This is a genomic window from Kitasatospora sp. NPDC001309 (assembly GCF_042896295.1).
Classification (GTDB): Bacteria; Actinomycetota; Actinomycetes; order Streptomycetales; family Streptomycetaceae; genus Kitasatospora.
Window position 1 is genome coordinate 1 of sequence record NZ_JBIAXC010000018.1, and the last position, 22,831, is coordinate 22,831.

Below are 22,831 nucleotides of genomic sequence, written 5' to 3' on the forward strand. Positions count from 1 at the left end.
GGGGGGACCCTGTGGGAGAGTAGGACGCCGCCGAACAATCATTCAGAGAAGGCCCACCCGGGTGACCGGGTGGGCCTTTTCGCATTTCCGGGACAACCGGCGGACGACAGGACCACGGGCGAAAAAATCTTGGCCAGTCGTGTCGAGAACCCGTGGCCGGCTCCGTCCCAGGGGTGAGCGCGGCCACAATGGGTCGCACGAGCTCCGAAGGAGAAGCACGATGGCCAAGTACCTGCTGCTCAAGCACTACCGAGGCGCCCCGACTCCGGTCAACTGCGCGCCGATGGACCAGTGGACGCCGGAGGAGGTCACGGCGCACATCACGTACATGCAGGACTTCGCGGCCCGGCTGGAGCAGACCGGCGAGTTCGTCGACGCCCAGGCGCTCGCGCCCGAGGGGTCGTGGGTGCGGTACGACGGCGAGGGGCGGCCGCCGGTGACGGACGGTCCGTTCGCGGAGACCAAGGACCTCATCGCCGGCTGGATGGTGATCGACGTGGACAGCCACGAGCGCGCCCTGGAGCTGGCCGGTGAGCTGTCGGCGGCCCCGGGGGCCGGTGGGAAGCCGATCCACGAGTGGCTGGAGCTGCGTCCGTTCCTGGCGATGCCGCCGACCGTCACGGAGTGACCTCTCCCGTGACCTTCCCGATGAACGAGGCCCTGATCCGGGGCCTCACCCCGGGTGTGCTGGGTGTCCTCGTCCGCCGCGGAGCCGACTTCGCGGCGGCCGAGGACGCCGTGCAGGAGGCGCTGGTCGAGGCGGTCCGCGTCTGGGCGGGCGATCCGCCGCGGGATCCGAAGGGCTGGTTGGTCACCGTCGCCTGGCGGAAGTTCCTCGACGCGACCAGGGCGGACACCGCCCGCCGCCGCCGGGAGGACCTGGTCGACCAGGAGCCGGAGCCCGGTCCGGCGGCCTCGGTGGACGACACCCTGCAGCTCTACTTCCTGTGCGCCCACCCGTCGTTGACGCCGTCCTCCGCGGTCGCGCTCACCCTGCGTGCGCTCGGTGGGCTGACCACCCGGCAGATCGCCCAGGCCTATCTGGTGCCCGAGGCGACCATGGCGCAGCGGATCAGCCGGGCCAAGCGCACCGTCTCGGCGGTCCGCCTCGATCGGCCGGGCGACGTCGCGACCGTGCTGCGGGTGCTCTACCTGGTGTTCAACGAGGGCTACTCCGGGGACGTCGACCTCGCTGCCGAGGCGATCCGGCTGACCCGGCAGCTGGCGGCAGCGATCGACCACCCCGAGGTGGCGGGGCTGCTGGCGCTGATGCTGCTGCACCACGCCCGGCGGGCCGGCCGGACCGGTCCCGACGGAAGCCTGGTGCCGCTCGCGGAGCAGGACCGGCGGCTCTGGGACACCGGCGCGATCGCGGAGGGCGTCGGCATCCTGCAGACGGCCCTGGCCCGGGACCGGCTGGGGGAGTTCCAGGCCCAGGCGGCCATCGCGGCGCTGCACGCCGACGCGCCCACCGCCGGGGAGACCGACTGGGTGCAGATCGTCGAGTGGTACGACGAGTTGGTGCGGCTGACGGACAGTCCGGTGGTGCGGCTGAACCGTGCGGTGGCGGTCGGTGAGGCCGACGGGCCGCGGGCCGGCCTGGCGGCGCTCGGTGGACTGGACGAGGCGCTGCCCCGGTACGCGGCCGCCGCGGCGTACCTCCACGAGCGTGCCGGGGAGCCGGTGGTGGCGGCCCGGCTGTACGCCGAGGCGGCCCGCCGGGCGTCCAACCTCGCGGAGCGCGACCACCTCACGCGCCAGGCGGCCCGGCTCAACGCCGGCCGCCGCACCTGATCCGGTGCCTCAGAGCCGCCCGGCCGCCTTGAGCGCCAGGTAGGTGTCCGCCAGCGCCGGGGCGATCTGGGCCGGTGGGGCGTCGAGGACGGTGACCCCGCTGCGGGTGAGGCGGTCGGCGGTGTTCCGGCGGTCGGCGCGGGTCTGTTCGGCGGCGGCGGCGCCGTAGACGGCCTCCACGGTGCCGCGGCCGGCGGCCAGCACGTCCAGGTGCGGGTCGGCGACGGAGGCGAGGACGACCTCGTGGCGCTTGGTGAGCAGCGGCAGCAGTGGGCGCAGGCCGTCCTCGACGGAGGCCGCGTCCAGGCCGGTGAGCAGGACGACGAGCGAGCGGTGCGGCGCCATCGTGAGCGCGGTGGAGACCAGCGCGCGCATGTCGGTCTCGTGCAGCGCGGGTTCCAGCAGGGCCATCGCGTTGGTGAAGGAGGGCAGGATTTCGCTGGGGGAGCTGCCGATGACCGAGGCGCGCTTGCGGGCGTCGTGGGCGAGCAGGTCGACCCGGTCGCCGGCGCGGGTGGCGAGGGCGGTGAGCAGCAGGGCGGCGTCGAGGGCGGCGTCCAGGCGGGGGGCGTCGCCGACGCGGCCGGCCGAGGTGCGGCCGGTGTCGAGGACGATCAGGATGTGGCGGTCGCGTTCGGGGCGCCAGGTGCGGACGGCGACGGTGTTGCGGCGGGCGCTGGCGCGCCAGTCGATGGAGCGGACGTCGTCGCCGGGCAGGTACTCCCGCAGCGAGTCGAACTCGGTGCCCTGGCCCCGGGTCAGCACCGAGGTCCGGCCGTCGAGTTCGCGCAGCCGGGCGAGCCGGGAGGGCAGGTGCTTGCGGCTGTTGAACGGGGGGAGGGCGCGGACCGTCCAGGGGACGTGGTGGGAGCCCTGGCGGCCGGCCAGGCCGAGCGGGCCGAGCGAGCGGACCGTCACGCGGTGGGCGTGGTGGTCGCCGCGGCGGCCCGGGGTGAGCACGGTGACGGCGCGGCGCCGTTCGCCGCCGGGGACGGCGAGGGTGTGCCGGGAGGCGGTCTCGGAGGTGCCGGGGCGCCAGGCGGAGGGGGCCCAGGCGGAGGGGGCCCAGGCGTCGCGGACCAGGGCCCGCAGCGGCCGTCCGGAGGTGTTGCTGACGGTCAGTTCGACCGAGGCGGTGTCGCCGAGCCGGACGGTGGTGTCGCCGCCCCGGGCGATCCGCAGGCTGCGGACGGGGGCGGCGAGCACCAGGTCGACCAGGACGGCGAGCAGGACGGCGCCGGTGACGGCTCCGATCCCGGTCCAGGAGGGCAGCAGGAGGCCCACGAAGAGCGCGCCGAGCGCGGCGATCAGGGCGGTTCGCCCGGTGAGGGCCATGCGGGTGCGCTCCTTCGGAAGCCCGGTGTGTTCGAGGACCCGGTACGCCTACCGGTGGTGGATCAGCGGGGGGCGGGCGTCTGGGCGAGGACGGCCTGGATGACGGAGTCGGCGGTGACGCCCTCCATCTCGGCCTCGGCGCGCAGCGCGACGCGGTGCCGCAGGGTGGGCAGGGCGAGCGCCTTGACGTCGTCCGGGGTGACGTAGTCCCGCCCGGCCAGCCAGGCCCAGGCGCGCGAGGCGGCGAGCAGCGCGGTGGCACCGCGCGGGGAGACGCCGATCGACAGCGACGGGGACTGCCGGGTGGCCCGGCAGAGGTCGACGATGTACGCCAGGATCTCGGGCGAGACGGTGAGCTTCGCGATCTGCTCGCGAGCGGCGGCCAGGTGCTCGGGCCCGGCGACCGGGCGGACGCCGGCGGCGGCGAGGTCCTTGGGGTCGAAGCCGGAGGCGTGCCGGGACAGGACCTGGAACTCCTGGTCGCGGTCGGGCAGCGGGAGGATCAGCTTGAGCAGGAAGCGGTCCAGCTGGGCCTCGGGCAGCGGGTAGGTGCCCTCGTACTCGACCGGGTTCTGGGTCGCGGCGACCAGGAACGGGACGGGCAGCGCGCGCGGTTCGCCGTCGACGGTGACCTGCCGCTCCTCCATGGCCTCCAGCAGGGCGGCCTGGGTCTTGGGCGGGGTGCGGTTGATCTCGTCGGCGAGCAGCAGGTTGGTGAAGACCGGGCCGGGCTGGAAGGAGAACTCGGCGGTGCGGGCGTCGTAGACGAGCGAGCCGGTGACGTCGCCGGGCATCAGGTCGGGGGTGAACTGGATGCGCTTGGTCCCCAGGCTGAGCGCCGTGGACAGGGTGCGCACCAGCAGGGTCTTGGCGACGCCGGGGACGCCCTCCAGCAGCACGTGGCCGCCGCAGAGGAGGGCCACCACCAGGCCGGTGACGGCGGCGTCCTGGCCGACGACGGCCTTGCCGATCTCGGCGCGCAGGGCGGTCAGGGCCGCGCGCGGGTCGGTGACGGGGGTGGCGGGCGCCGTGCCGGGGGTGATGCGGAGCTGGGCGGTTGCCTGTTCGGTCACGGGTTCCGTACCTGCCTTTCGAGGGCGTCGAGGTCGTCGGCGAGCCGCAGCAGTGCGGCGTCGTCGGTCGGGGGCGGGCCGTACAGCAGGGCCCGGACGTCCCCGGCGGGTCGCGCGGGGAGGCGGTCGGCGACGGCCGCGCAGAGCGCCTCCGGCTCCGGTCCGCCGGCCTGGAGCGGGAGGCCCAGGGCGGGGGCGAGGCGGTGGGCGGTGGCGCGGCGCAGCGCCTCGGCGGCGCGGCCGTGGGCCTTGGCCCGCCGGTAGAGGCGGGCGCGGCCCTCGGTGGTCTCGGCGGCGCGGACCACCACGGGCAGGTTCTCGCTGACCACCGGGCCGAGTCGGCGGGCCCGCCAGAGGGCGGCGAGCACGGCGGCGACGGCCAGTTGGTAGAAGGCCCAGTGCCAGCCCTTCGGGATGTAGTCGCCGAAGCTCTTGCGCGGGGTGCCCTCGGCGACCGGCGCGGAGTAGTCGGGCAGGTGCCAGGTGAGGCGGGGCTGTGAGCCGAGCAGGCCGAGGGCGAGCGAGGCGTTGCCGTCGTCGGCGAGCCGGCGGTTCTGCAGGAACTCGCCGCTGCCGAGGACGATGACGTTGCCGCCGCCGTCGTCGGGGGTGCTGACCAGCGGGTAGCCGTGGTGGTACGGGTAGCAGCCGTCGCCTCGGCTGCCGCTGGTGTAGAGCGTGCCGCCCATCGCGGCGGCGCCGGCCCGTACGGCTTCGGGGAGGGCGCAGCCCGGGTGGGTGCTGCGGACGGACGTGAACGGGACGCCGCCGACCTCGTCGGAGGTGCGGATGCCGGGGGCGAGCGTGCTGAGGGCGGCCGGGCCGGGGTTGATCAGGACCAGCCGCCGGTGCCGGGCGGCGGCGACGGCGCGCAGCTCGGCCGGGCTCAGCAGGTCGGGTTCGGGCAGCACCAGGGTGTCGGCGCCGCCGGCGGGGGCCGTGGGGTCGGTGCGCAGTTCGGTCCGGACGCCCTGGCCCTGGAGCAGGGCGACCACGGCGTGGGTGCCGTCGGCGTCGTAGGAGCGGGGGTCGAGCGGCGGGTAGCGGTGGCCGGTGTTGAGGACGGCGAGGCCGACGGCGGCGACCAGCAGGACGGCGAGGGCGACCAGGTACCAGCGGGCGCGGCGGGCCAGGCCGCGCCCGGTGGGGGCGAGGCTGGTCGGTGCGGCGTCGGCGGCGGGTCGTTCGGCGGCGGGTCGTTCGGGGGTGGGGGGAGCCGGGGCGGTGCTGGTCATGCCGCTCCTCCCGGGGTCGGGGTCGGGGCCGGCGCCGGGGCGGTGGCCGCGGCGTGGGCGAGCACCGGGCGGCTGCGCTCCAGGGCCCGGTCGAGGTCCAGCAGCAGTTGGTAGGCGGCCTGGTCGGCGGTGCGCTCGCCGTAGGCGATGTCGTCGAAGGTGCGGGCGGCGGCGGTCAGTGCGGCGGCCTGGTCGGGCAGGGCCCGGCCGGCTTCGGCGGCGGCCTCGTCGGCGGTGCGGCCGGGGCGGGTGTCGAGCAGGGTGCGCTCCTCCAGGGCCCGGACCAGCGCGCGCATCTGCTCGCGGACGGCTTCGGTCCAGCGGCCGGCGGCGGCGTGCCCGGCGGCGTCGGCGCGGTACTGCGCGGCGGTGCGCGGGCCGGCGGCGCCGTACACGCCGTAGTCGGTGCGGGCGGCGCGCTTGGGCGCGCCGAGGCGCCACCAGAGGGCGGCGGCGATCACCGCGGCGACGACCAGGAAGAGCACCAGTCCGGTGGTGCCGTCGGTGCCCCCGCCGGAGATGCTGCCCATGGCGCGGTCGATGTGGTCCCAGATCCAGTCGATGACCCGTTCCAGGACGCTCGGGTCGTTCTTGTGGTACTCGGCCTTGAGCAGCTCGTCGCGGGCGGCGTCGCGGGCCGGGTCCCGTGGAACGGTGACCGGGGCGCCGCCGGCGGCGAGGAGCCTGTCCCCCCAGATAGGCATCCGGTTCAGTGCCTCGCGGTGGTCTGGTCGGCGTGGCCGCTCCAGCCGGTGCCGCCCTGTCCGGGCAGCCCGGCGGCGCGGGCGAGCTCGATGTCCAGGGCCTCGCGGCGGATCCGCTGGTCGATGTAGACCAGCACGCCGACGGCGGCCAGGAACGGGGTGGTCAGGGCGGAGGCGATGATCCCGGCGAGCGCGGTCAGCACCATCATGCCGACGGACTCGTGGGCGGTGTCGCCGAGCCGGTCCATGGAGCCGAGGCCGAGGACCAGGCCGAGGAAGCGGAACGGGATGGCGAGGGTCACTCCGACGATCCCGGCCAGCACCCGGCTCAGCAGGACGATGCCGAGGATCCGCCACCAGGAGCCGCGGGCCAGCCGGCGGGAGCGCGAGAGCGCGGTCACCACGCCCTGCTTCTCCAGCATCAGCGCGGGGGCGGCCATGCTGTAGCGGATCAGCAGCCAGAGGCCGACCGGGACGGTCAGCAGGCCGACCAGGAACAGCAGGGCCGCGGTGCCGGGCGTGTCCGAGCCGCCCGCGGTGTAGCCGATCAGCGGGGTGAAGCCGAGCAGCACCACGCCGACGCTCATCAGGGTGGTGAGCACGGTGAGCCCGAGCAGTTGCAGCAGCCGGGGGCGGGCGTCGCGCCAGGCGTCGCCGGCGGTCACCGGTCGGCCGAGGACGGCGCGGCTGACCACGATGGTGAGCAGGGCGACGGCCAGCGCGTCGAGCAGCAGCGACAGCGGCATGGTGGCGAGCAGGGTGAGCAGCTGGGTGGAGGCGCCGGTACGGCCCTTGACCAGCAGCTTGGCGACGAAGGCGCCGGCCTGGTCGACGACGGCGATGCCGAGCGAGAGGGTGAGCGCGGTGCGCCAGTTCCGGCGGACGGTGGTGACGGCGCCGTCGAGCAGTTCGCCGATGCTGAGCGGGCGCAGCGGGATGACGCCGGGCCGGGGGCTGCGCGCGCTCTCCCAGCCGTACGGGCCCTGGCCGGGGGGCTGGGTGCCGCGGTTCGGCTGTCCGTACTGGGCGCCCCAGGCGGGTGCGGCCTGAGGGGGTGCCGACGGCCCGGGCACGGCGGCGGGCGCGTCGGCCGGGGGCCGGGTGCCGTCGCGGGGTGGCTCGGACGAGCTGGGCGAGGCCCAGCCCGGAGTGTCGGTCATCACTGCTCCTCGGAGGGGCGTCCTGGGCGCGGCTCCGGGCGGATCTTTCGCCCGCGCGCAGCGCCCATCGTGCCATGGGGCCCGGAGACGCCCCAGGGGTATCCGGTTGCTGATCGACAACGGGGGCCGCCGGGGGGTCGGACGGCGGGTTCCGGTCAGTTCGGAGGCGCTCCGAGGAGGGCTATTCGCCCGGTATGGCCGGAATTCGACGGCGGTGGAGTTGGCCGTTGTGGAGCAATGGCACTGCTGTGCGGCAGGTCACAATCCGGTAATGAGAAGATGGACCCATGAAGGGACGCGTCCTCGTCGTTGATGACGACTCCGCACTGGCCGAGATGCTCGGCATCGTGTTGCGTGGTGAGGGTTTTGAGCCGTTTTTCGTCGCGGATGGGGACAAGGCGCTAGCCGCGTTCCGGGAGAGCAAGCCCGATCTGGTCCTGCTCGACCTGATGCTGCCCGGCCGGGACGGCATCGACGTGTGCCGGCAGATCCGGGCCGAGTCCGGCGTCCCGATCGTCATGCTGACCGCGAAGACCGACACGGTCGACGTCGTGGTGGGCCTGGAGTCCGGCGCCGACGACTACGTCACCAAGCCGTTCAAGCCCAAGGAGCTGGTGGCCCGGGTGCGCGCGCGGCTGCGCCGTGCCGAGGAGCCGACGCCCGAGCAGCTGACCATCGGCGACCTGGTGATCGACGTGGCCGGCCACTCGGTGAAGCGGGACGGGCGCAGCATCCCGCTGACCCCGCTGGAGTTCGACCTGCTGGTCGCGCTGGCCCGCAAGCCCTGGCAGGTGTTCACCCGCGAGGTGCTGCTGGAGCAGGTGTGGGGCTACCGCCACGCGGCGGACACCCGCCTGGTCAACGTCCACGTGCAGCGCCTCCGTTCCAAGATCGAGAAGGACCCGGAGCGCCCCGAGATCGTGGTGACCGTCCGCGGCGTCGGCTACAAGGCCGGACCCAGCTGACGTGACGGACCGGGCTGACGACACCCCGTCGGGTTCCGCGACCGACGGGGCGGGGGCCGTGCGCGGGGACGTGCTGAGTTCGACCACCCGCCGCCGTCGCGGCCCGTCCGGAGTGTTCGGTCTGATGAAGCGTCAGCTCAGGCGCCCGGCACGCCGGGTCACCACGCTGTACCGCCGGTCGATCCAGTTGCGCGTGGTTGCGGTGTCCCTGCTGGCCTCCATCGCGGTGGTCCTGGTGCTGGGCGTGGTCGTGGTGGCGCAGGTGCGCACCGGCCTGCTCGACACCAAGATCGACGCGGCCCGGGCGCAGGCCCGGATCGGCTTCCAGGTCGAGCAGAAGAAGATCGACGAGGCCCGGGACCAGGCGCTGCGCGGTGCCGTCGACCCGAGCACCGCGGAGACCGGCACCTGGCTGCTGCGCCAGGTCAACGACCTCGCCGCGAGCGGGCAGACGGTCTACTCGGTGATCGCGATGGCCCCCGGCACCGGGACGGTCGTGCCGGACAGCGCCGGCTTCGCGCCGCGCTACTCGGGCGACATCCAGCCCAGCAGCATCCCGGACAGCCTGCGCGCGAAGCTCTTCGAAGAGCCCGGCCAGATGTTCGACCAGCCGACCCGGATCCACCGCTCGCCCGAGGGCGGCGGCAAGAGCGAGCCCGGACTGGCCCTCGGCATGCAGTTCGTCGGCCCGGCCGACACCAGCTACCAGCTGTTCTACGTGTTCTCCTTCGGCCAGGAGACCGACACCCTCAACCTGATCACCGGCACCCTGGCGACCGCCGGCGTGTTCGTGGTGATCCTGATGGGCGGCATCGCCTGGGTCGTGGTGCGCCAGGTGGTCACCCCGGTCCGGATGGCCGCGGGCATCTCCGAGCGGCTCGCCGACGGACACCTGGAAGAGCGGATGAAGGTGACCGGGACGGACGACATCGCCCGCCTCGGGGAGTCGTTCAACCGGATGGCCAACGCCCTCCAGGCGCAGATCCGCCAGCTGGAGGAGCTCTCCCGGGTGCAGCGGCGCTTCGTCTCGGACGTCTCGCACGAGCTGCGCACCCCGCTGACCACGGTCCGGATGGCCGCCGACCTGATCTACGACAGCCGCGAGGACCTGGACCCGATGGCGGCCCGCTCGGCGGAGCTGCTCCAGGGCCAGCTCGACCGCTTCGAGTCGCTGCTCGCCGACCTGCTGGAGATCAGCCGCTTCGACGCCGGCGCCGCGATCCTGGACGCCGAGCCGGTCGACCTGCGGGAGATCGTCGGCCGGGTGGTCGAGGCCGCCGAACCGCTGGCCGAGGCCAAGGGCAGCGCCGTGGTGATCCGCGGTGACGGCGAGCCGGTGCTCGCCGAGGTGGACTCCCGCCGGATCGAGCGCATCCTGCGCAACCTGGTGGTCAACGCGCTGGAGCACGGCGAGGGCCGCGACGTGGTCGTGCGCCTCGGCTCGGCCGACGGCGCCGTCGCGGTCGGCGTGCGCGACTACGGCATCGGACTCAAGCCGGGCGAGGCCTCCCGGGTGTTCCACCGCTTCTGGCGGGCGGACCCGTCCCGGGTGCGCACCACCGGCGGCACCGGGCTGGGCCTGTCCATCGCGGTCGAGGACGCCCATCTGCACGGCGGCTGGCTCCAGGCCTGGGGCGAGCCCGGTGGCGGCTCGCACTTCCGGCTGACCCTGCCGCGCACCCGCGGCGGCGAGATCAACCGGGCGCCGTTCCGGCTGGAGCCGGAGGACTCCCGCAACAACCGGGGCCTGGGCGCGTACGGCACGCCGTACCGGCGGGCGATCGCCCCGGCGGGCGCCACGGCGATGACCGCCGCCGAGGAGCAGGCCGAGGCGCCGGAGGGGCCCGGCAACGGGCTGGGCAGCGGCCTCGGCGGAGTGCTGAACATCGGCCCCGGACTGGGCCGGAGCCGGCTGCCCGAGGGGCCGCGCGCGGACCCCTCGGACGTGCGGACGGCGGGGGCCGGTTACGGCGTCATCGGCGCCCAGGTCATGGTGGACCCGACGCCCGGACGGCCGTCGGTGGCGCAGCGTACGGCGGAGCCGGACGTGACGGGTGGGACGGACCTGGAGGGGTCGCAGCGTGCGAAGGACGAGCAACACGACTAGGGGCCTGCCCCGGCGTCGGTCCGCGGACGGGCGTCGGTCCGCGGACGGGCGTCGGTCCGTGGGCGGGCGTCGGTCCGTGGGCGGGAGTGCGAGGACCGGCCCCGCGCCGCTGCTCGTGGCGGTGGCCGGCGCGGTGCTCGTCACCCTGGTGGCGAGCGGCTGCGCGGCCATGCCGGACTCCGGCGGCATCACCAAGGTGGAGCTGTCCCAGGGCTCGGCCGACAAGAACCTGCAGGCCAGGGTCTTCCCGGTGGCGCCCGGCAAGGGCGCCAAGCCGCGCGAGCTGCTGACCGGGTTCCTGGACGCGGTGACCGCCGACGAGGGGTACGAGACCGCGCGCAAGTACCTCACCGAGCGCGCCGCGGCGAGCTGGAACCCGGATGCGGGCATCCAGGTGCTCTCCGCCACGAAGATCCCGCTGGACCAGGTCGCCGACGCCGACACCAAGTACTCGTCGACGGTCTCCGGGCAGCTGGTGGCCAAGGTCGACGACAAGCACTCCTACCTGCTGGTGGCGGGGCAGAACAACAACGTCTTCGACTTCACCTTCGTGCGCGAGCACGACGGCGACTGGCGGATCGATTCGCTGCCGCCCGGCGTGATCATGAACGAGACCAACTTCCGGAACAGCTTCCGGCAGGTCGAGCGCTTCTTCTACAGCACCCCCGACCCGTCGGTGCCGGCCCCCGCCAACGGCGGCCAGGAGGTGCTGATAGCCGACCCGATCTACCTGCGCCGCCGGATCGACCCGCTGACCTCGGCCGCCAAGGCGCTGGTCTCCGGGCCGTCGACCTGGCTCTCGCCGGTGGTCCGGACGGCCTTCCCGACCGGCACCACGGTCGACAAGGTGAGCATCGACGACAGCCGGATCGCCCACGTGCAGGTCGGCGGGGCCGACCTGGCCGACCCGCTGGCCTGCCGGCGGATGGCGGCCCAGCTCTTCTACACCTTCGCCGACCAGGGCAAGGGCCAGGTCGAACGGCTGGAACTGCGCGGTCAGCGGGGCTCCTGCACGGCCAGTCGCACCGACGACCCGGCCGTCGGCCCCGGCGCGCTGGCCGGGCGACTGCCCGTGCAGCAGTACTACCAGCGCGCCGACAACGGCGCCCTGATGGCGGCCGACGACGGGCACACCGGCGACCCGGTGCCCGGGGTGCTCGGCAAGCCGCACGCGAGCGGAGCGCCCGTCCTGGGCGCCGTCGCGGTCAGCCGGGACGGCGCCCAGGCCGCCGCGCTCTCGGACGACGGCCACCAGCTCTACGCGGTGCCGCTGCAGGCCGGCACGGCGACGATGCCCGAACCGGTGCTCAGCTCCCCGGCGAAGGCCGGCGCCAAGGACGACGGCCTCGCCTCGCCCAGCTGGGACGGCCGCGGCGACCTCTGGGTGGTGGACCGCAACCCGCAGAACCCGCGGGTGGTCATGGTGCGCGGCGGCAAGACGTACACCGCGCCGGTGGACGGGCTGACCGGGCAGACGGTGCAGGCGTTGAAGCTCTCCTCGGACGGCGCCCGGATCGCCCTGGTGGTCAAATCCCCCGGGGTGAACGGGAGTTCACTGATGTTCGGGCGGGTGGAGCACGGCGGCACGCCGCAGGCGCCGACCGTGCGGATCACCGGCGTCCGCCCGGCGGCCCCCTCGCTCGTCGACGTCGCCTCGGTGTCCTGGTCGGAGACCGACCAGTTGCTGGTGCTCGGCAAGGAGCAGGACCGCCCCCAGCAGCTGTACTACATCAGCACCGACGGCTCGCAGAGCACGGACGGTCAGCTGCAGACCGGCAACGGCCTGCCGTCCTCCCCGCAGTCGATCTCGACGGCGGAGTCCCGCGGCTACATCCTGGCCCAGCCCTCGCCGGTGCTCGCGGTGGCCGCGGGCACCGTCTACCGGCTGGTCAACAACCAGTGGCGGGAAGCCCAGTTGGTGGACAAGGCCCGCTCGTACTTCTACCCGGGCTGACCGGCTCTAGGTGTACTGACCCGGCGGGTGCACCGCGGTGGCCGCGACGGTGGCGGCGGCGCGGGCCGGCAGTCCGGCGTCGGCCAGGGCCCTGGCGGCCTCGGCCAGGCTCGTCCCGGTGGTCACCAGGTCGTCCACCAGCACCGGCTGACGGCCGGCCAGGCCCCGACGGGCGCGCGGCAGGACGGTGAGCGCGCCGTGCAGGTTGCGCCGCCGCTCGGCGGCGTTCAGCCCGGCCTGGTCGGCGACCGGACGGGCGTGCCGCAGCAGCGGCGCGGCCCGGGCGTCCAGGCCGGCCCGGCGCAGCGAGCGGGCGGCGGCCCCGGCCAGCCGCAGCGTCGGGTCGTGCCCCCGGGCGCGCACGGCGGCGCGGGCCGAGGGCATCGGGACCAGCAGCAGCGGCGCGGCCCCGGCGCGCGCCCCCAGGGCGGAGCGCACCGCCCGTCCGAGCGCCTCGCCGAGCGGCCCGGCCAGGCGCAGCGCGCCGCGTTCCTTGTGGGCGAGCAGCAGTTGCCGTACCGGGTCGGCGTACGGCGCGGCCGCGTGCGCCCAGGGCAGCAGGGTGGGGCCGGGCCGGGTGGCGGTCAGCGCGTGCCGGCAGGCCGGGCAGAGCTGGGTGCGCTCGGCGCCGCAGCCCGCGCAGTCGGCGGGGAGCAGGACGTCCAGCAGCCCGGCCAGTGCGTGGCCGAACGGTGTCCGTGCGGACGGCGGACAGGCGGGCGAGGGGGTCGGCGGCACGGCTGCTCCTGGCGGCTTCGGCACGGAGAGTCAGCAAAGGATCCGCCGTATGGGGGGCGTTGTCCAGGTATTTACCCATACTTCACTCGCAGGAGGGTAGACAGGGTGCAACGGTTTGACCGCCCACTCCCAGCACCGCCCGAAGTATCGGGTCATACCCCCCTTCCCGCCCGGGGAGGCGAAAACCCCGCGTGAGGTGTTCGATAAGGCTCCAGGGGGTTTCAACCGTCCCTGATGGGGAGGAAATGAGATGAGGGCCAGTCGTTTCCGCCGCTGGCGGCGGAGCGGGGGGCCGGCAGTGGATGGGCTGGTCCAGCTGGAGCTCAGTCCGGTCCGGTAGCACCCGGATCGGCGTCAGCACGAGGGATCGGAGTTCTGCGTGGACATCGTCGTCAAGGGCCGCAAGACCGAGGTGCCCAAGAGGTTCCGCGAGCACGTGGCCGAGAAGCTGGAGAAGGTCCAGAAGTTCGACGGCAAGGTGATCAGCCTCGACGTCGAGGTGTCCAAGGAGCACAACCCGCGGCAGGCCGACCGGTCCGACCGCGTGGAGATCACTCTCCGTACCCGGGGCCCGGTGATCCGGGCCGAAGCCGCCGCCGGCGACCCGTACGCGGCGCTCGACCTGGCTTCGGCGAAGCTCGACGCGCAGCTGCGCAAGTCCGCGGACCGGCGCCGGGTGCACAAGGGCGGCGCGAACGGCCGCACCCCCATCAGCGTCGCCGAGGCGACCGCGGCCCTGGCCGCGCTGCCCGAGACCACGGCGCACGAGGGCGAGACCAACGGGGCCGTCCGCAAGACCATGATGGGATCCCTGGAAGTGGAGGGCGAAGGCCCGCTGGTGGTCCGGGAGAAGACCCACTCGGCCGCCCCCATGGCGCTGGACCAGGCGCTCTACGAGATGGAGCTGGTCGGCCACGACTTCTACCTGTTCGTGGAGAAGGACAGCGGCCTGCCGAGCGTCGTCTACCGCCGGCACGGCTACCACTACGGCGTCATCCACGTGCAGCCGGACATGGCGGCCGGCGTGGCCAGCGGCGCCGGCGGTGCGATCGGTCGGTCCGTCGACGAGGACTGACCGTCCCGGCAGTTGAACACGGAGGGGTGACCCCGGCGGCAGCGACCGCCGGGGTCACCGGCGTTCCGGGGCGATCCACGCGTTCCGGGCACCGGCCGGTGGGACGGGCTCGAACGGGGCTCGGGTCCGTTGTGTCCAGGGGTCACCCGATGCGGGGCAATCGGCGCCGGAGGGTGACCGCGGCGGTGGCGGGGCGTGGAATGATTGGGCGCACGTCGACCCGCGAAGGGGGAGGAGCGGATGGGGGATCACTTCGGGCTGGGGCCCGCTGGGGGACCGGTCACCGGATTGCCGCCGGGGCCGGAGGAGGAACCCGCGTACGCGCCGCGCCGGGGTGAGCCGATCCGCGTCCTGGTGGTGGACGACCACGCATTGTTCCGCCGCGGGCTGGAGATCGTGCTGGCGGAGGAGCCGGACATCAAGGTCGTCGGCGAGGCCGGGGACGGTGCCGAAGCCGTGCTCAAGGCCGCCGACCTGCTGCCCGACATCATCCTGATGGACGTCCGGATGCCGCGCCGCAGCGGGATCGAGGCCTGCACGGCGATCAAGGACGTGGCGCCCAGCACCAAGATCATCATGCTGACCATAAGCGACGAGGAGGCCGACCTCTACGAGGCGATCAAGGCGGGGGCCACCGGCTACCTGCTCAAGGAGATCTCCACCGACGAGGTCGCCACCGCGATCCGGGCGGTCGCCGACGGGCAGTCGCAGATCAGCCCGTCGATGGCCTCCAAGCTGCTCACCGAGTTCAAGTCGATGATCCAGCGGCGCTCCGACGACCGGGACCTCGTCCCGGCGCCCCGGCTCACCGACCGGGAGCTGGAGGTGCTCAAGCTGGTGGCGACCGGGATGAACAACCGGGAGATCGCCAAGGAGCTCTTCATCAGCGAGAACACGGTGAAGAACCACGTCCGCAACATCCTGGAGAAGCTCCAACTGCATTCCAGGATGGAGGCCGTGGTGTACGCGATGCGGGAGAAGATCCTCGAAATAGGGTGACCGGCGCCCGCCGCCTGGCTACCGGGCGAGCAGCTTCTCCAGGGCCGGGCGCAGCCGTTCGTCGTGCAGCGCCTCGACCCGCACCCCGTCGCAGCCGACCCAGGCGGCCGCCTCGCGCAGGGCGGTGGCGAGCGCCTCGACCTGCCGGGCGCCGCCCCGGTCGTCCGTCAGCGAGACCTGCCGGGCGACCAGCGTGCGGCCCTCCCGGGCCGGGTCGACCCGGCCGACCAGCCGGCCGCCGGTGAGCAGCGGCATCGCGAAGTAGCCGTGCACCCGCTTGTGCTTGGGGGTGTAGGCCTCCAGCCGGTGGGTCATGCCGAAGATCCGCTCGGTGCGGGCGCGGTCCCAGATCAGCGAGTCGAACGGCGAGAGCAGCGTGGTGCGGTGGCGCCCGCGCGGTGCGGTGGCCAGCGCGGCCGGGTCGGCCCAGGCGGCGGCCCGGCCGCCGTCCGGTCCCCAGCCCGCCACCTCGACCGGGACCAGCCCGGTGTCCGCGAGCACCCGGTCCAAGTCCTCGGCGCGCAGCCGGTGGTAGTCCTGGAGGTCGGCCCGGGTGGCCACGCCGAGCGCGGACCCGGCCTGGGCCACCAGGGTGCGCAGGCACTCCTCGTCGGACCGGTCCTGGCCGAACAGGGCGTCGGGGACGGCCTGTTCGGCCAGCGCGTAGACCCGCTTCCAGCTCCGGCGGTCGGTGCAGACCACGTCGCCGAAGGCGAGCGCCCGCTCCACCGCGATCTTGGTGTCGGACCAGTCCCACCACTCGGCCGTCCGCTTGGCCCCGCCCAGCTCGGTGGCGGTCAACGGCCCCTCGGCGCGCAGCTTGTCGAGCACCGCCCGGTACGTCCCGGGCGCGACCTGGTGGCTCCAGAGGCTGCCGCGCTCGCGGTAGCGGCGGCGCCGGAAGGCGAACAGCGGCCACTCCTCGACCGGCAGGACGCAGGCCGCGTGCGACCAGTACTCGAAGGTGGTGCCCGCGCTCCAGTAGGCCGCCTCGACCGCCGGGCGGCCGACCGCGCCCAGCCGGGCGTAGGGCACCAGTTCGTGCGAGCGGGCCAGCACCGAGATGGTGTCCAGCTGGACGGCGCCCAGGTGCCGCAGCACCCCGCGCGCGCCGGCCCGGCGGTCGGGCGCGCCCAGCAGGCCCTGGGCGCGCAGGGCGATCCGGCGGGCGTCGTCGGCGCCCAGGACGGTGACGGGCGCGGGCCCGGCGGCAGCGGTCATGCCGGGGAGCGTAGCCGGGGGTACCGACAGCGGGCCGGGTCAGTCCTGGTCGGGCGCCGGTCCCGTGGCCCGATCCTGCGGTCAGTCCTGGTCGGGCCCGGTCCGTCGGTCCAGGTCGGCGGGGAGCAGCGAGGCGACCCAGGCGTCCCGGAAGACGCCGCGCTGGTCGGCGTACGAGCGCAGGGTGCCCTCGTAGCGGTAGCCGACCCGCTCGGCGACCGCGCGCGAGCCGTCGTTGCCGACGTAGGCGAGCCACTGGAGGCGGCGCAGCCCGAGGTCGGTCAGCGCCCAGCGGGCGACCGCGCGGGCCGCCTCGACGGTGTAGCCGCGACCGCGCTGCTCCTGCACCGTCCACCAGCCGACCGAGGCGGCGGCCGGGTCGTCCGCCTTGCGGGTGACCGCCTGGGCGCCGACCAGCCGGCCCGTCCCGCGCTCGACCACGCACCAGATGAACTCGGAGTCCTTGGCCACGCCCTCGGATGCCAGTTGTGTGGACGAAGAACTCGGCGTCCTTGCGGCGGTAGGGCACCGGGACGACCGTCCAGCGCTGGATCTCGGCGTCCTGGCAGGCCGCGAAGATCGCGTCGATGTCGGACTCCTGCGGGGCCCGCAGGACCAGGCGGTCGGTGGTGAGGGTGACGAGTTCGCTCCGGGGCTGTTCCATGGGCGGATTATTTCTCCGCAGGAGGAATGCGGGCATCCGAATTCCGGGCCAACTCCCCGGCCCGTCGACCCTTTTGTCCCGGTGGACGGTGCTATCGGTCCATGTGCACGGGCGGGTGACACGGGAATACCGTGCTGACGCACCTCCCGGCGCATTGGACTCCTCGCATACGATGGCCCGTGCGGTGGGGTGGACCCCCCGTGCAGTCGTCCAGTGCCAATACAGGCAAGGAGCCCGCTCAAGTGTCCGTCTTCGACAAGATCCTGCGCGCCGGCGAAGGCAAGATCCTTCGCAAGCTGCAGCGGATTGCTGCCCAGGTCAACTCCATCGAAGAGGACTTCGTCAACCTCACCGACGCCGAGCTGCGCGCGCTGACCGACGAGTACAAGCAGCGGATCGTCGACGGCGAGACGCTGGACGACATCCTCCCCGAGGCGTTCGCCACCGTCCGCGAGGCGGCCAAGCGCGTCCTCGGCCAGCGGCACTACGACGTCCAGATCATGGGCGGCGCGGCGCTGCACCTCGGCTACGTCGCCGAGATGCGCACCGGTGAGGGCAAGACCCTCGTCGGCACCCTGCCCACGTACCTGAACGCGCTGACGGGCAAGGGCGTTCACCTGATCACCGTCAACGACTACCTCGCCGAGCGCGACTCGGAGTGGATGGGCCGGGTGCACCGCTTCCTCGGTCTCGAGGTCGGCGTGATCCTGGCGAACATGACGCCCGCCGAGCGCAAGCGCCAGTACGCGATGGACATCACGTACGGCACGAACAACGAGTTCGGCTTCGACTACCTGCGCGACAACATGGCCTGGTCGAAGGACGAACTCGTCCAGCGCGGCCACAACTTCGCGGTGGTCGACGAGGTCGACTCGATCCTCATCGACGAGGCCCGCACCCCGCTGATCATCTCCGGCCCGGCGGACCAGGCGACCAAGTGGTACGCCGACTTCGCCAAGCTGGTGCTGCGCCTCAAGATCGACCGCGACTACGAGGTCGACGAGAAGAAGCGCACCGTCGGCGTCCTGGAGGAGGGCGTCACCCGGGTCGAGGACTACCTGGGCATCGACAACCTCTACGAGTCGGTGAACACCCCTCTGGTCGGCTTCCTGAACAACGCCATCAAGGCCAAGGAGCTGTACAAGAAGGACAAGGACTACGTCGTCATGAACGGCGAAGTCATGATCGTCGACGAGCACACCGGCCGCATCCTGGCCGGGCGCCGCTACAACGAGGGCATGCACCAGGCGATCGAGGCCAAGGAGGGGGTGGAGGTCCAGAACGAGAACCAGACCCTGGCCACCATCACCCTGCAGAACTTCTTCCGCCTGTACGACAAGCTCTCCGGCATGACCGGTACCGGCACCACCGAGGCCGCCGAGTTCCACCAGATCTACAAGCTCGGCGTGGTGCCGATCCCGACCAACAAGACGCCGCTGCGCATCGACCAGCCCGACCTGATCTACAAGTCGGAGCCGGCCAAGTTCGCCGCCGTGGTCGAGGACATCGCCGAGAAGCACGAGAAGGGCCAGCCGGTGCTGGTCGGCACCGTGTCGGTCGAGAAGTCCGAGTACCTGTCGCAGGAGCTGCGCAAGCGCGGCATCCCGCACGAGGTGCTGAACGCCAAGCACCACGAGCGCGAGGCGCAGATCGTCGCCCAGGCCGGCCGCAAGGGCGCCGTCACCGTCGCCACCAACATGGCCGGCCGTGGCACCGACATCATGCTCGGCGGCAACCCGGACCACCTGGCGGCGGCCGAGCTGGCCCAGCGCGGGCTCTCCGCGGGCGACAACCCGGAGGAGTACGAGGCCGAGTTCCCGGCCGCGCTGGAGAAGGCCAAGGCCTCGGTCAAGGCCGAGCAGGAGGAGGTCAAGGAGGCCGGCGGCCTCTACGTCCTCGGCACCGAGCGGCACGAGTCCCGCCGGATCGACAACCAGCTGCGCGGCCGCTCCGGCCGTCAGGGCGACCCGGGCGAGTCCCGCTTCTACCTGTCGCTGGGCGACGACCTGATGCGCCTGTTCAAGGCGGGCATGGTCGAGCGCGTGCTCTCGATGGCCAACGTGCCCGAGGACGTGCCGATCGAGTCCAAGATGGTCACCCGCGCGATCGCCTCCGCGCAGACCCAGGTCGAGCAGCAGAACTTCGAGATCCGCAAGAACGTCCTCAAGTACGACGAGGTGCTCAACCGCCAGCGCGAGGTCATCTACGGCGAGCGCCGCCGCGTCCTGGAGGGCGAGGACCTCCAGGAGCAGGTCGGCCACTTCATGGACGACACCGTCGAGGCCTACGTCAAGGCGGCCACCGGCGAGGGCTTCGAGGACGACTGGGACCTCGACAAGCTCTGGACCGCGTTCAAGCAGCTCTACCCGATCACCCTGGACCTCGCGGAGCTGGAGGAGGAGGTCGGCGGTCCGGCCGGCCTGACCCCGGACTTCCTGACCAAGGTCGTCCAGGAGGACGTCCAGGCGCAGTACGGCGCCCGCGAGGACCAGCTCGGCGAGGAGATCCTGCGCGAGCTGGAGCGCCGCGTCGTGCTGTCGGTGCTGGACCGCCGCTGGCGCGAGCACCTCTACGAGATGGACTACCTCCAGGAGGGCATCGGCCTGCGGGCCATGGCGCAGCGCGACCCGCTGGTCGAGTACCAGCGCGAGGGCTTCGACATGTTCACCGCGATGATGGAGGGCATCAAGGAGGAGTCCGTCGCCTACCTGTTCAACCTGGAGGTCCAGGTCGAGCAGCAGGTCGAGGAGGTGCCGGTGGCGGACGCCGAGGTGCTGCTCGACAAGCTGGAGAAGGACGCCGCCCGCCCGGAGATCAAGGCCAAGGGCCTGGAGGCCCCGAAGCCGCAGCGGCTGCACTACACGGCCCCCTCGGACGAGGTCGGCGGCGGTGTCATCGAGGGCGACTTCGAGGACGGCCTGCCGGAGGACGAGGGCGACGGGCTGACCCGCGCCGAGCGCCGCAAGGCCGCCAAGTCCGCCAAGGGCCGCCGCCGCAAGGCCTGAGCCGCCGGCCGCAGGACGCCGCACAGGGCGCCGCTCCCGTACCGGGGCGGCGCCCTGCGCCGTCCCCTGGGGCATCCCTCGGGGCGTGTTCCGGGCCGTGGTCGTCACCGGGCCTCCACGGCGGTGCACTGCCACTGGCCGGCCGGGCCGCGCTGCTCCAGCCGGAAGGCCACCATGTGGTGCCGCCGGCCGAGGTCGACCCGGACGCAGGCCTCGACGGCGTCCGGGGAAGGCGACCGGTCGTGCACCGGGCCGAGTCGGGGCCGGTCGGCCGGGCCGCCGCGGCGCAGCGCACCGGCCCGGACCAGTGAGGCGAGCTGCCCGTAGCCGTCCAGGCTGGTGTGCCGCATCAGCTGGCCCGAGGGCCGGGCGCCGGTGAGCACCTCGACCAGCTGGTGGGCGAAGCGGGCGGCGAGCGCCCCGGCGTCGTGCCGGGCGGGGCCGGGTGCGGATCCGGGTGCGGATCCGGGGATGGCGCAGGCGGCGCGCGGGTGGCGGGGGCGGCGCCCGGTCGGGTCGCAGCCGCCGTCGGGTGTACGGGCCCGGTGGTGCGGTCGGGCGGTCGGGTGCTCGGTCGGGCGGACGCGCCGGTGGGCGGTCGGCGCGGCGGTGGGCCGGGCGCTCGGGCAGGTGCGGGGGCTGACGGTCACGGTGGCTCCGAACAACGGTGGTGCGGGTACGGACGGGTCCAGGCTGGCGGTGGTGATCACCGGGCGGCAACGGGTTTGCGGCCGCCCCTCGGGTCGGCGCGAAGTTCACCTATCCGGGTGAGTCGACCAGTGCGGCGACGGGCCCGGCGGCCGTGTCGGCGGCACCCGGTTGACGTGCGGGGACGGACCGTACGGCCCGAAAGGGGACGCCCGGGTACGGCGGACCGGGTGGTCCCGCGGCGGGCTCCCGTTGCGCCGCCCGCGCGTCCGCGCGCACCATCGGAGCCTGACCCGAACCCGACGACGACGGGCGGCCGGGATGACGACAGCCGGGACGACCACAAGGGCGGTGACGGGGCCGGACACGCCCGCCGACGCCGGGGGCACCCCCCGGCGCGGCCTGGTGCTGGGCGGCGGCGGGATGCTCGGCGCGGCCTGGACGGTCGGCGCGCTCTGCGCCGTCGAGGAGGCCGTCGGGCACCGGCCGGGCGAGGCGGACGTGCTGCTCGGCACCTCGGCCGGCGCCATCCTGGCCGCGATGCTGGCCGGGGGCGTGCGCCCCGAGCAGCTGCGCGACCACCAGCGCGGCCTGCCGATCACCGAGGGCCCGTTGGCCGGGGTGGCCTTCGACTACGACACCGCGGTGGGCGGTGCGCTGCCGCCCCGGCCGCGGGCCGGGATCGGCTCGCCCGGCCTGCTGCGGGACGCCGTCCGGCACCCGCGCGAGTACCCGCTGCTGACCATGGTCTCGGCGGTGGCGCCGCACGGCCGCGGCTCGCTGGCCCCGGTCGGCGAGCTGGTGCGCGGGCTGCTCGGCCCGGGCGGCTGGCCGCTCCCGGTGGGCGCGACGGGAGAGGCGGGAGCGATGGTGGAGGCCGAGGCCGAGGCCGAGGCCGAGGCCGCGGACGCCGTCCCGCCCAGCGCCGCCGCGGCCCCGCTGCGGGTGGCCGCGGTGGACTACCGCAGCGGCCACCGGGTGGTCTTCGGCGACCCGGACGCCCCCGACGTCCCGGTGGCCGGGGCCGTGATGGCCTCCTGCGCGATCCCCGGCTGGTTCGCGCCGGTGCGCCTGGACGGCTCGGCCTACGTCGACGGCGGCTGCTGGTCGGCCACCAACGCCGACCTGCTGCTCGGCCGCGGCCTGGACGAGGTGTACGTGCTCGCCCCGATGGCCCTGCGGCTCGGCCCGCGGTCGGAGCGCTCCGAGGGCGGCACGGTGGCCGCCCTGCGCGAGTGGCGGGCCCGGGACCGCCCGCGCGGGGTGCTGGCCCAGCTGGTCAGCCGCTACCGCCGCGCGGTGACCCGGCAGCTGCTGCGCGAGGCCGCGCTGCTGCGGGCCGAGGGCGTCCGGGTGCGGCTGCTCGCGCCCACCCCGGCCGACCTGGCGGTGATGGGCCCGAACCTGATGGACCCGGCCCGCCGCGGCGCGGTGCTGGAGAGCGGCCTGCGCAGCGCCCGGGAGGCGCTCGGGGCGGCGCGGTAGTCCCGGGCACCGGTGCGAGGGCTCAGGTGATCACGCCCGGCGCGGCTGAGCTTATTCTTGGGGCGCTGGAGTAGCTTCGCGGAAACCGGAGAGTGCCACCGATGCGCGTGTACGTGCCCACCACCCTGACCGGCCTGGCGGCGGCGCACGAGGGCGGTGCCCTGGACCAGTCCGCGGCGTACGCCGTGACGCCCGCGCTGCGCGAGTGGTACGTCAGCGACGACCTGGAGGAGCTGGAGTACGCGGCGCTCAACCGGGCCGCGCAGTCCTCGCTGCGGCTGCTGGCGGCCGACCCGGACTCCCCGCGCCGGCGCGTCGTGGTGGCGCTGGACGTGGCCGACTCGGCGGTGCGGCCCTTCCCCGGTGACGAGTACCAGGACCAGGCCTCGCTCGGCCGGGTGGTGCTGGCCGGCCCGGTGAAGCTGGCGAAGGCCGCCTCGGTGCACGCGGACGTGGCCGACGACGAGGTGGTCGAGGACGTCGCCGCCGCGGTGGCGGCGGTGGCCGCGGCCGACGCGGGCGACCAGGACGCCCAGTTCACCGTGGACGGCGCCGAGGACCACGACCTGCTCTGGTACGCGACCCAGGAGATCCCCGCCCTGCTGGCGTAGGACCGCCCCGGCGTAGGAGCGCCCGGCCTACGACCGTTGCGGGGGTGATCCCGCTCCT

The 22,831-nt window shown here is 74.1% G+C and carries 19 protein-coding genes; 10 read left to right on the forward strand and 9 right to left on the reverse strand.

Annotated features, from left to right (window positions below; genetic code table 11):
• Positions 1 to 220 precede the first annotated feature (220 nt).
• A complete protein-coding gene (locus ACFY2K_RS19390) occupies positions 221 to 628 on the forward strand; it encodes a YciI family protein (protein WP_375882940.1) in 408 nt (135 codons plus the stop codon).
• A 20-nt stretch (positions 629 to 648) separates the two neighbouring features.
• A complete protein-coding gene (locus ACFY2K_RS19395) occupies positions 649 to 1,794 on the forward strand; it encodes an RNA polymerase sigma factor (protein ID WP_380531548.1) in 1,146 nt (381 codons plus the stop codon).
• A 9-nt stretch (positions 1,795 to 1,803) separates the two neighbouring features.
• Here ACFY2K_RS19395 and ACFY2K_RS19400 read toward each other — a convergent pair whose 3' ends face one another.
• The 5 genes from ACFY2K_RS19400 to ACFY2K_RS19420 all read right to left on the reverse strand — a co-directional run bounded on the left by ACFY2K_RS19400 (position 1,804) and on the right by ACFY2K_RS19420 (position 7,301).
• Positions 1,804 to 3,129 (reverse strand): DUF58 domain-containing protein, encoded by a 1,326-nt coding sequence (locus ACFY2K_RS19400; RefSeq protein ID WP_387712746.1) that lies wholly within the window; start codon positions 3,127 to 3,129, stop codon positions 1,804 to 1,806.
• Positions 3,130 to 3,191: 62 nt separating this feature from the next.
• The gene (locus ACFY2K_RS19405) at positions 3,192 to 4,172 is read right to left on the reverse strand and encodes an AAA family ATPase (RefSeq protein WP_380407819.1); all 981 of its coding nucleotides are present in this window, start codon (positions 4,170 to 4,172) and stop codon (positions 3,192 to 3,194) included.
• A gap of 26 nt (positions 4,173 to 4,198) precedes the next feature.
• Positions 4,199 to 5,437, reverse strand: a complete 1,239-nt coding sequence (locus tag ACFY2K_RS19410) for a DUF4350 domain-containing protein (protein WP_387712748.1) — start codon at positions 5,435 to 5,437, stop codon at positions 4,199 to 4,201.
• On the reverse strand, positions 5,434 to 6,141 hold the full coding sequence (locus ACFY2K_RS19415; RefSeq protein ID WP_380531536.1) for a DUF4129 domain-containing protein: 708 nt from the start codon (positions 6,139 to 6,141) through the stop codon (positions 5,434 to 5,436). Before ACFY2K_RS19415 ends, ACFY2K_RS19410 begins: the two co-directional genes overlap by 4 nt.
• A 5-nt stretch (positions 6,142 to 6,146) precedes the next feature.
• The gene (locus ACFY2K_RS19420) at positions 6,147 to 7,301 is read right to left on the reverse strand and encodes a hypothetical protein (protein ID WP_380531538.1); all 1,155 of its coding nucleotides are present in this window, start codon (positions 7,299 to 7,301) and stop codon (positions 6,147 to 6,149) included.
• 287 nt (positions 7,302 to 7,588) lie between these two features.
• Between ACFY2K_RS19420 and mtrA the strand changes: the two genes are divergently transcribed.
• The 3 genes from mtrA (at position 7,589) to ACFY2K_RS19435 (ending at position 12,327) form a co-directional block, all read left to right on the forward strand.
• Entirely contained in the window at positions 7,589 to 8,266 is a 678-nt protein-coding gene (gene mtrA / locus ACFY2K_RS19425; RefSeq protein WP_030283937.1) for an MtrAB system response regulator MtrA, read from the forward strand.
• A gap of 124 nt (positions 8,267 to 8,390) precedes the next feature.
• A complete protein-coding gene (gene mtrB / locus ACFY2K_RS19430) occupies positions 8,391 to 10,373 on the forward strand; it encodes an MtrAB system histidine kinase MtrB (RefSeq protein ID WP_375882951.1) in 1,983 nt (660 codons plus the stop codon).
• A gap of 76 nt (positions 10,374 to 10,449) precedes the next feature.
• Positions 10,450 to 12,327: an LpqB family beta-propeller domain-containing protein gene (locus ACFY2K_RS19435; RefSeq protein WP_380589539.1), complete on the forward strand. Its 1,878-nt coding sequence runs from the start codon at positions 10,450 to 10,452 to the stop codon at positions 12,325 to 12,327.
• 6 nt (positions 12,328 to 12,333) lie between these two features.
• Here the strand turns inward: ACFY2K_RS19435 and ACFY2K_RS19440 are convergent, their stop codons facing one another.
• Positions 12,334 to 13,065 (reverse strand): ComF family protein, encoded by a 732-nt coding sequence (locus ACFY2K_RS19440; RefSeq protein WP_387712753.1) that lies wholly within the window; start codon positions 13,063 to 13,065, stop codon positions 12,334 to 12,336.
• 379 nt (positions 13,066 to 13,444) lie between these two features.
• Here ACFY2K_RS19440 and hpf point away from each other — a divergent pair, with 379 nt between their 5' ends.
• Together hpf and ACFY2K_RS19450 are read left to right on the forward strand one after the other, a co-directional pair.
• Positions 13,445 to 14,140 (forward strand): ribosome hibernation-promoting factor, HPF/YfiA family, encoded by a 696-nt coding sequence (hpf, locus tag ACFY2K_RS19445; RefSeq protein ID WP_360244504.1) that lies wholly within the window; start codon positions 13,445 to 13,447, stop codon positions 14,138 to 14,140.
• A gap of 240 nt (positions 14,141 to 14,380) precedes the next feature.
• Positions 14,381 to 15,139 (forward strand): response regulator, encoded by a 759-nt coding sequence (locus tag ACFY2K_RS19450; protein ID WP_375882957.1) that lies wholly within the window; start codon positions 14,381 to 14,383, stop codon positions 15,137 to 15,139.
• Between the two features lie 18 nt (positions 15,140 to 15,157).
• On the opposite strand, the gene ACFY2K_RS19455 is transcribed toward ACFY2K_RS19450, so the two are convergent.
• Both ACFY2K_RS19455 and ACFY2K_RS19460 read right to left on the reverse strand, forming a co-directional pair.
• Positions 15,158 to 16,360 (reverse strand): winged helix-turn-helix domain-containing protein, encoded by a 1,203-nt coding sequence (locus tag ACFY2K_RS19455; RefSeq protein WP_387712756.1) that lies wholly within the window; start codon positions 16,358 to 16,360, stop codon positions 15,158 to 15,160.
• An 81-nt stretch (positions 16,361 to 16,441) separates the two neighbouring features.
• Entirely contained in the window at positions 16,442 to 16,831 is a 390-nt protein-coding gene (locus tag ACFY2K_RS19460) for a GNAT family N-acetyltransferase (protein WP_387712759.1), read from the reverse strand.
• Positions 16,832 to 17,266: 435 nt separating this feature from the next.
• Between ACFY2K_RS19460 and secA the strand changes: the two genes are divergently transcribed.
• Positions 17,267 to 20,029 carry a preprotein translocase subunit SecA gene (gene secA / locus ACFY2K_RS19465; protein WP_380522500.1) on the forward strand — a complete coding sequence of 921 codons (2,763 nt, stop codon included), beginning with the start codon at positions 17,267 to 17,269 and terminating at the stop codon, positions 20,027 to 20,029.
• Between the two features lie 104 nt (positions 20,030 to 20,133).
• Here the strand turns inward: secA and ACFY2K_RS19470 are convergent, their stop codons facing one another.
• Entirely contained in the window at positions 20,134 to 20,679 is a 546-nt protein-coding gene (locus ACFY2K_RS19470) for an Rv3235 family protein (RefSeq protein ID WP_387712763.1), read from the reverse strand.
• A 349-nt stretch (positions 20,680 to 21,028) separates the two neighbouring features.
• Between ACFY2K_RS19470 and ACFY2K_RS19475 the strand changes: the two genes are divergently transcribed.
• Together ACFY2K_RS19475 and ACFY2K_RS19480 are read left to right on the forward strand one after the other, a co-directional pair.
• Positions 21,029 to 22,162: a patatin-like phospholipase family protein gene (locus tag ACFY2K_RS19475; RefSeq protein ID WP_387712766.1), complete on the forward strand. Its 1,134-nt coding sequence runs from the start codon at positions 21,029 to 21,031 to the stop codon at positions 22,160 to 22,162.
• 101 nt (positions 22,163 to 22,263) lie between these two features.
• On the forward strand, positions 22,264 to 22,773 hold the full coding sequence (locus ACFY2K_RS19480) for a DUF6912 family protein (RefSeq protein ID WP_375882972.1): 510 nt from the start codon (positions 22,264 to 22,266) through the stop codon (positions 22,771 to 22,773).
• Positions 22,774 to 22,831: the final 58 nt, after the last annotated feature.

Coding starts and splice junctions, on each gene's coding strand:
- ACFY2K_RS19390 (WP_375882940.1), top strand. CDS start 221: ATGGCCAAGTACCTGCTGCTCAAGCACTACCGAGGCGCCCCGACTCCG.
- ACFY2K_RS19395 (WP_380531548.1), top strand. CDS start 649: ATGAACGAGGCCCTGATCCGGGGCCTCACCCCGGGTGTGCTGGGTGTC.
- ACFY2K_RS19400 (WP_387712746.1), bottom strand. CDS start 3,129: ATGGCCCTCACCGGGCGAACCGCCCTGATCGCCGCGCTCGGCGCGCTC.
- ACFY2K_RS19410 (WP_387712748.1), bottom strand. CDS start 5,437: ATGACCAGCACCGCCCCGGCTCCCCCCACCCCCGAACGACCCGCCGCC.
- ACFY2K_RS19415 (WP_380531536.1), bottom strand. CDS start 6,141: ATGCCTATCTGGGGGGACAGGCTCCTCGCCGCCGGCGGCGCCCCGGTC.
- ACFY2K_RS19420 (WP_380531538.1), bottom strand. CDS start 7,301: ATGACCGACACTCCGGGCTGGGCCTCGCCCAGCTCGTCCGAGCCACCC.
- mtrA (WP_030283937.1), top strand. CDS start 7,589: ATGAAGGGACGCGTCCTCGTCGTTGATGACGACTCCGCACTGGCCGAG.
- mtrB (WP_375882951.1), top strand. CDS start 8,391: ATGAAGCGTCAGCTCAGGCGCCCGGCACGCCGGGTCACCACGCTGTAC.
- ACFY2K_RS19450 (WP_375882957.1), top strand. CDS start 14,381: ATGGGGGATCACTTCGGGCTGGGGCCCGCTGGGGGACCGGTCACCGGA.
- ACFY2K_RS19455 (WP_387712756.1), bottom strand. CDS start 16,360: ATGACCGCTGCCGCCGGGCCCGCGCCCGTCACCGTCCTGGGCGCCGAC.
- ACFY2K_RS19480 (WP_375882972.1), top strand. CDS start 22,264: ATGCGCGTGTACGTGCCCACCACCCTGACCGGCCTGGCGGCGGCGCAC.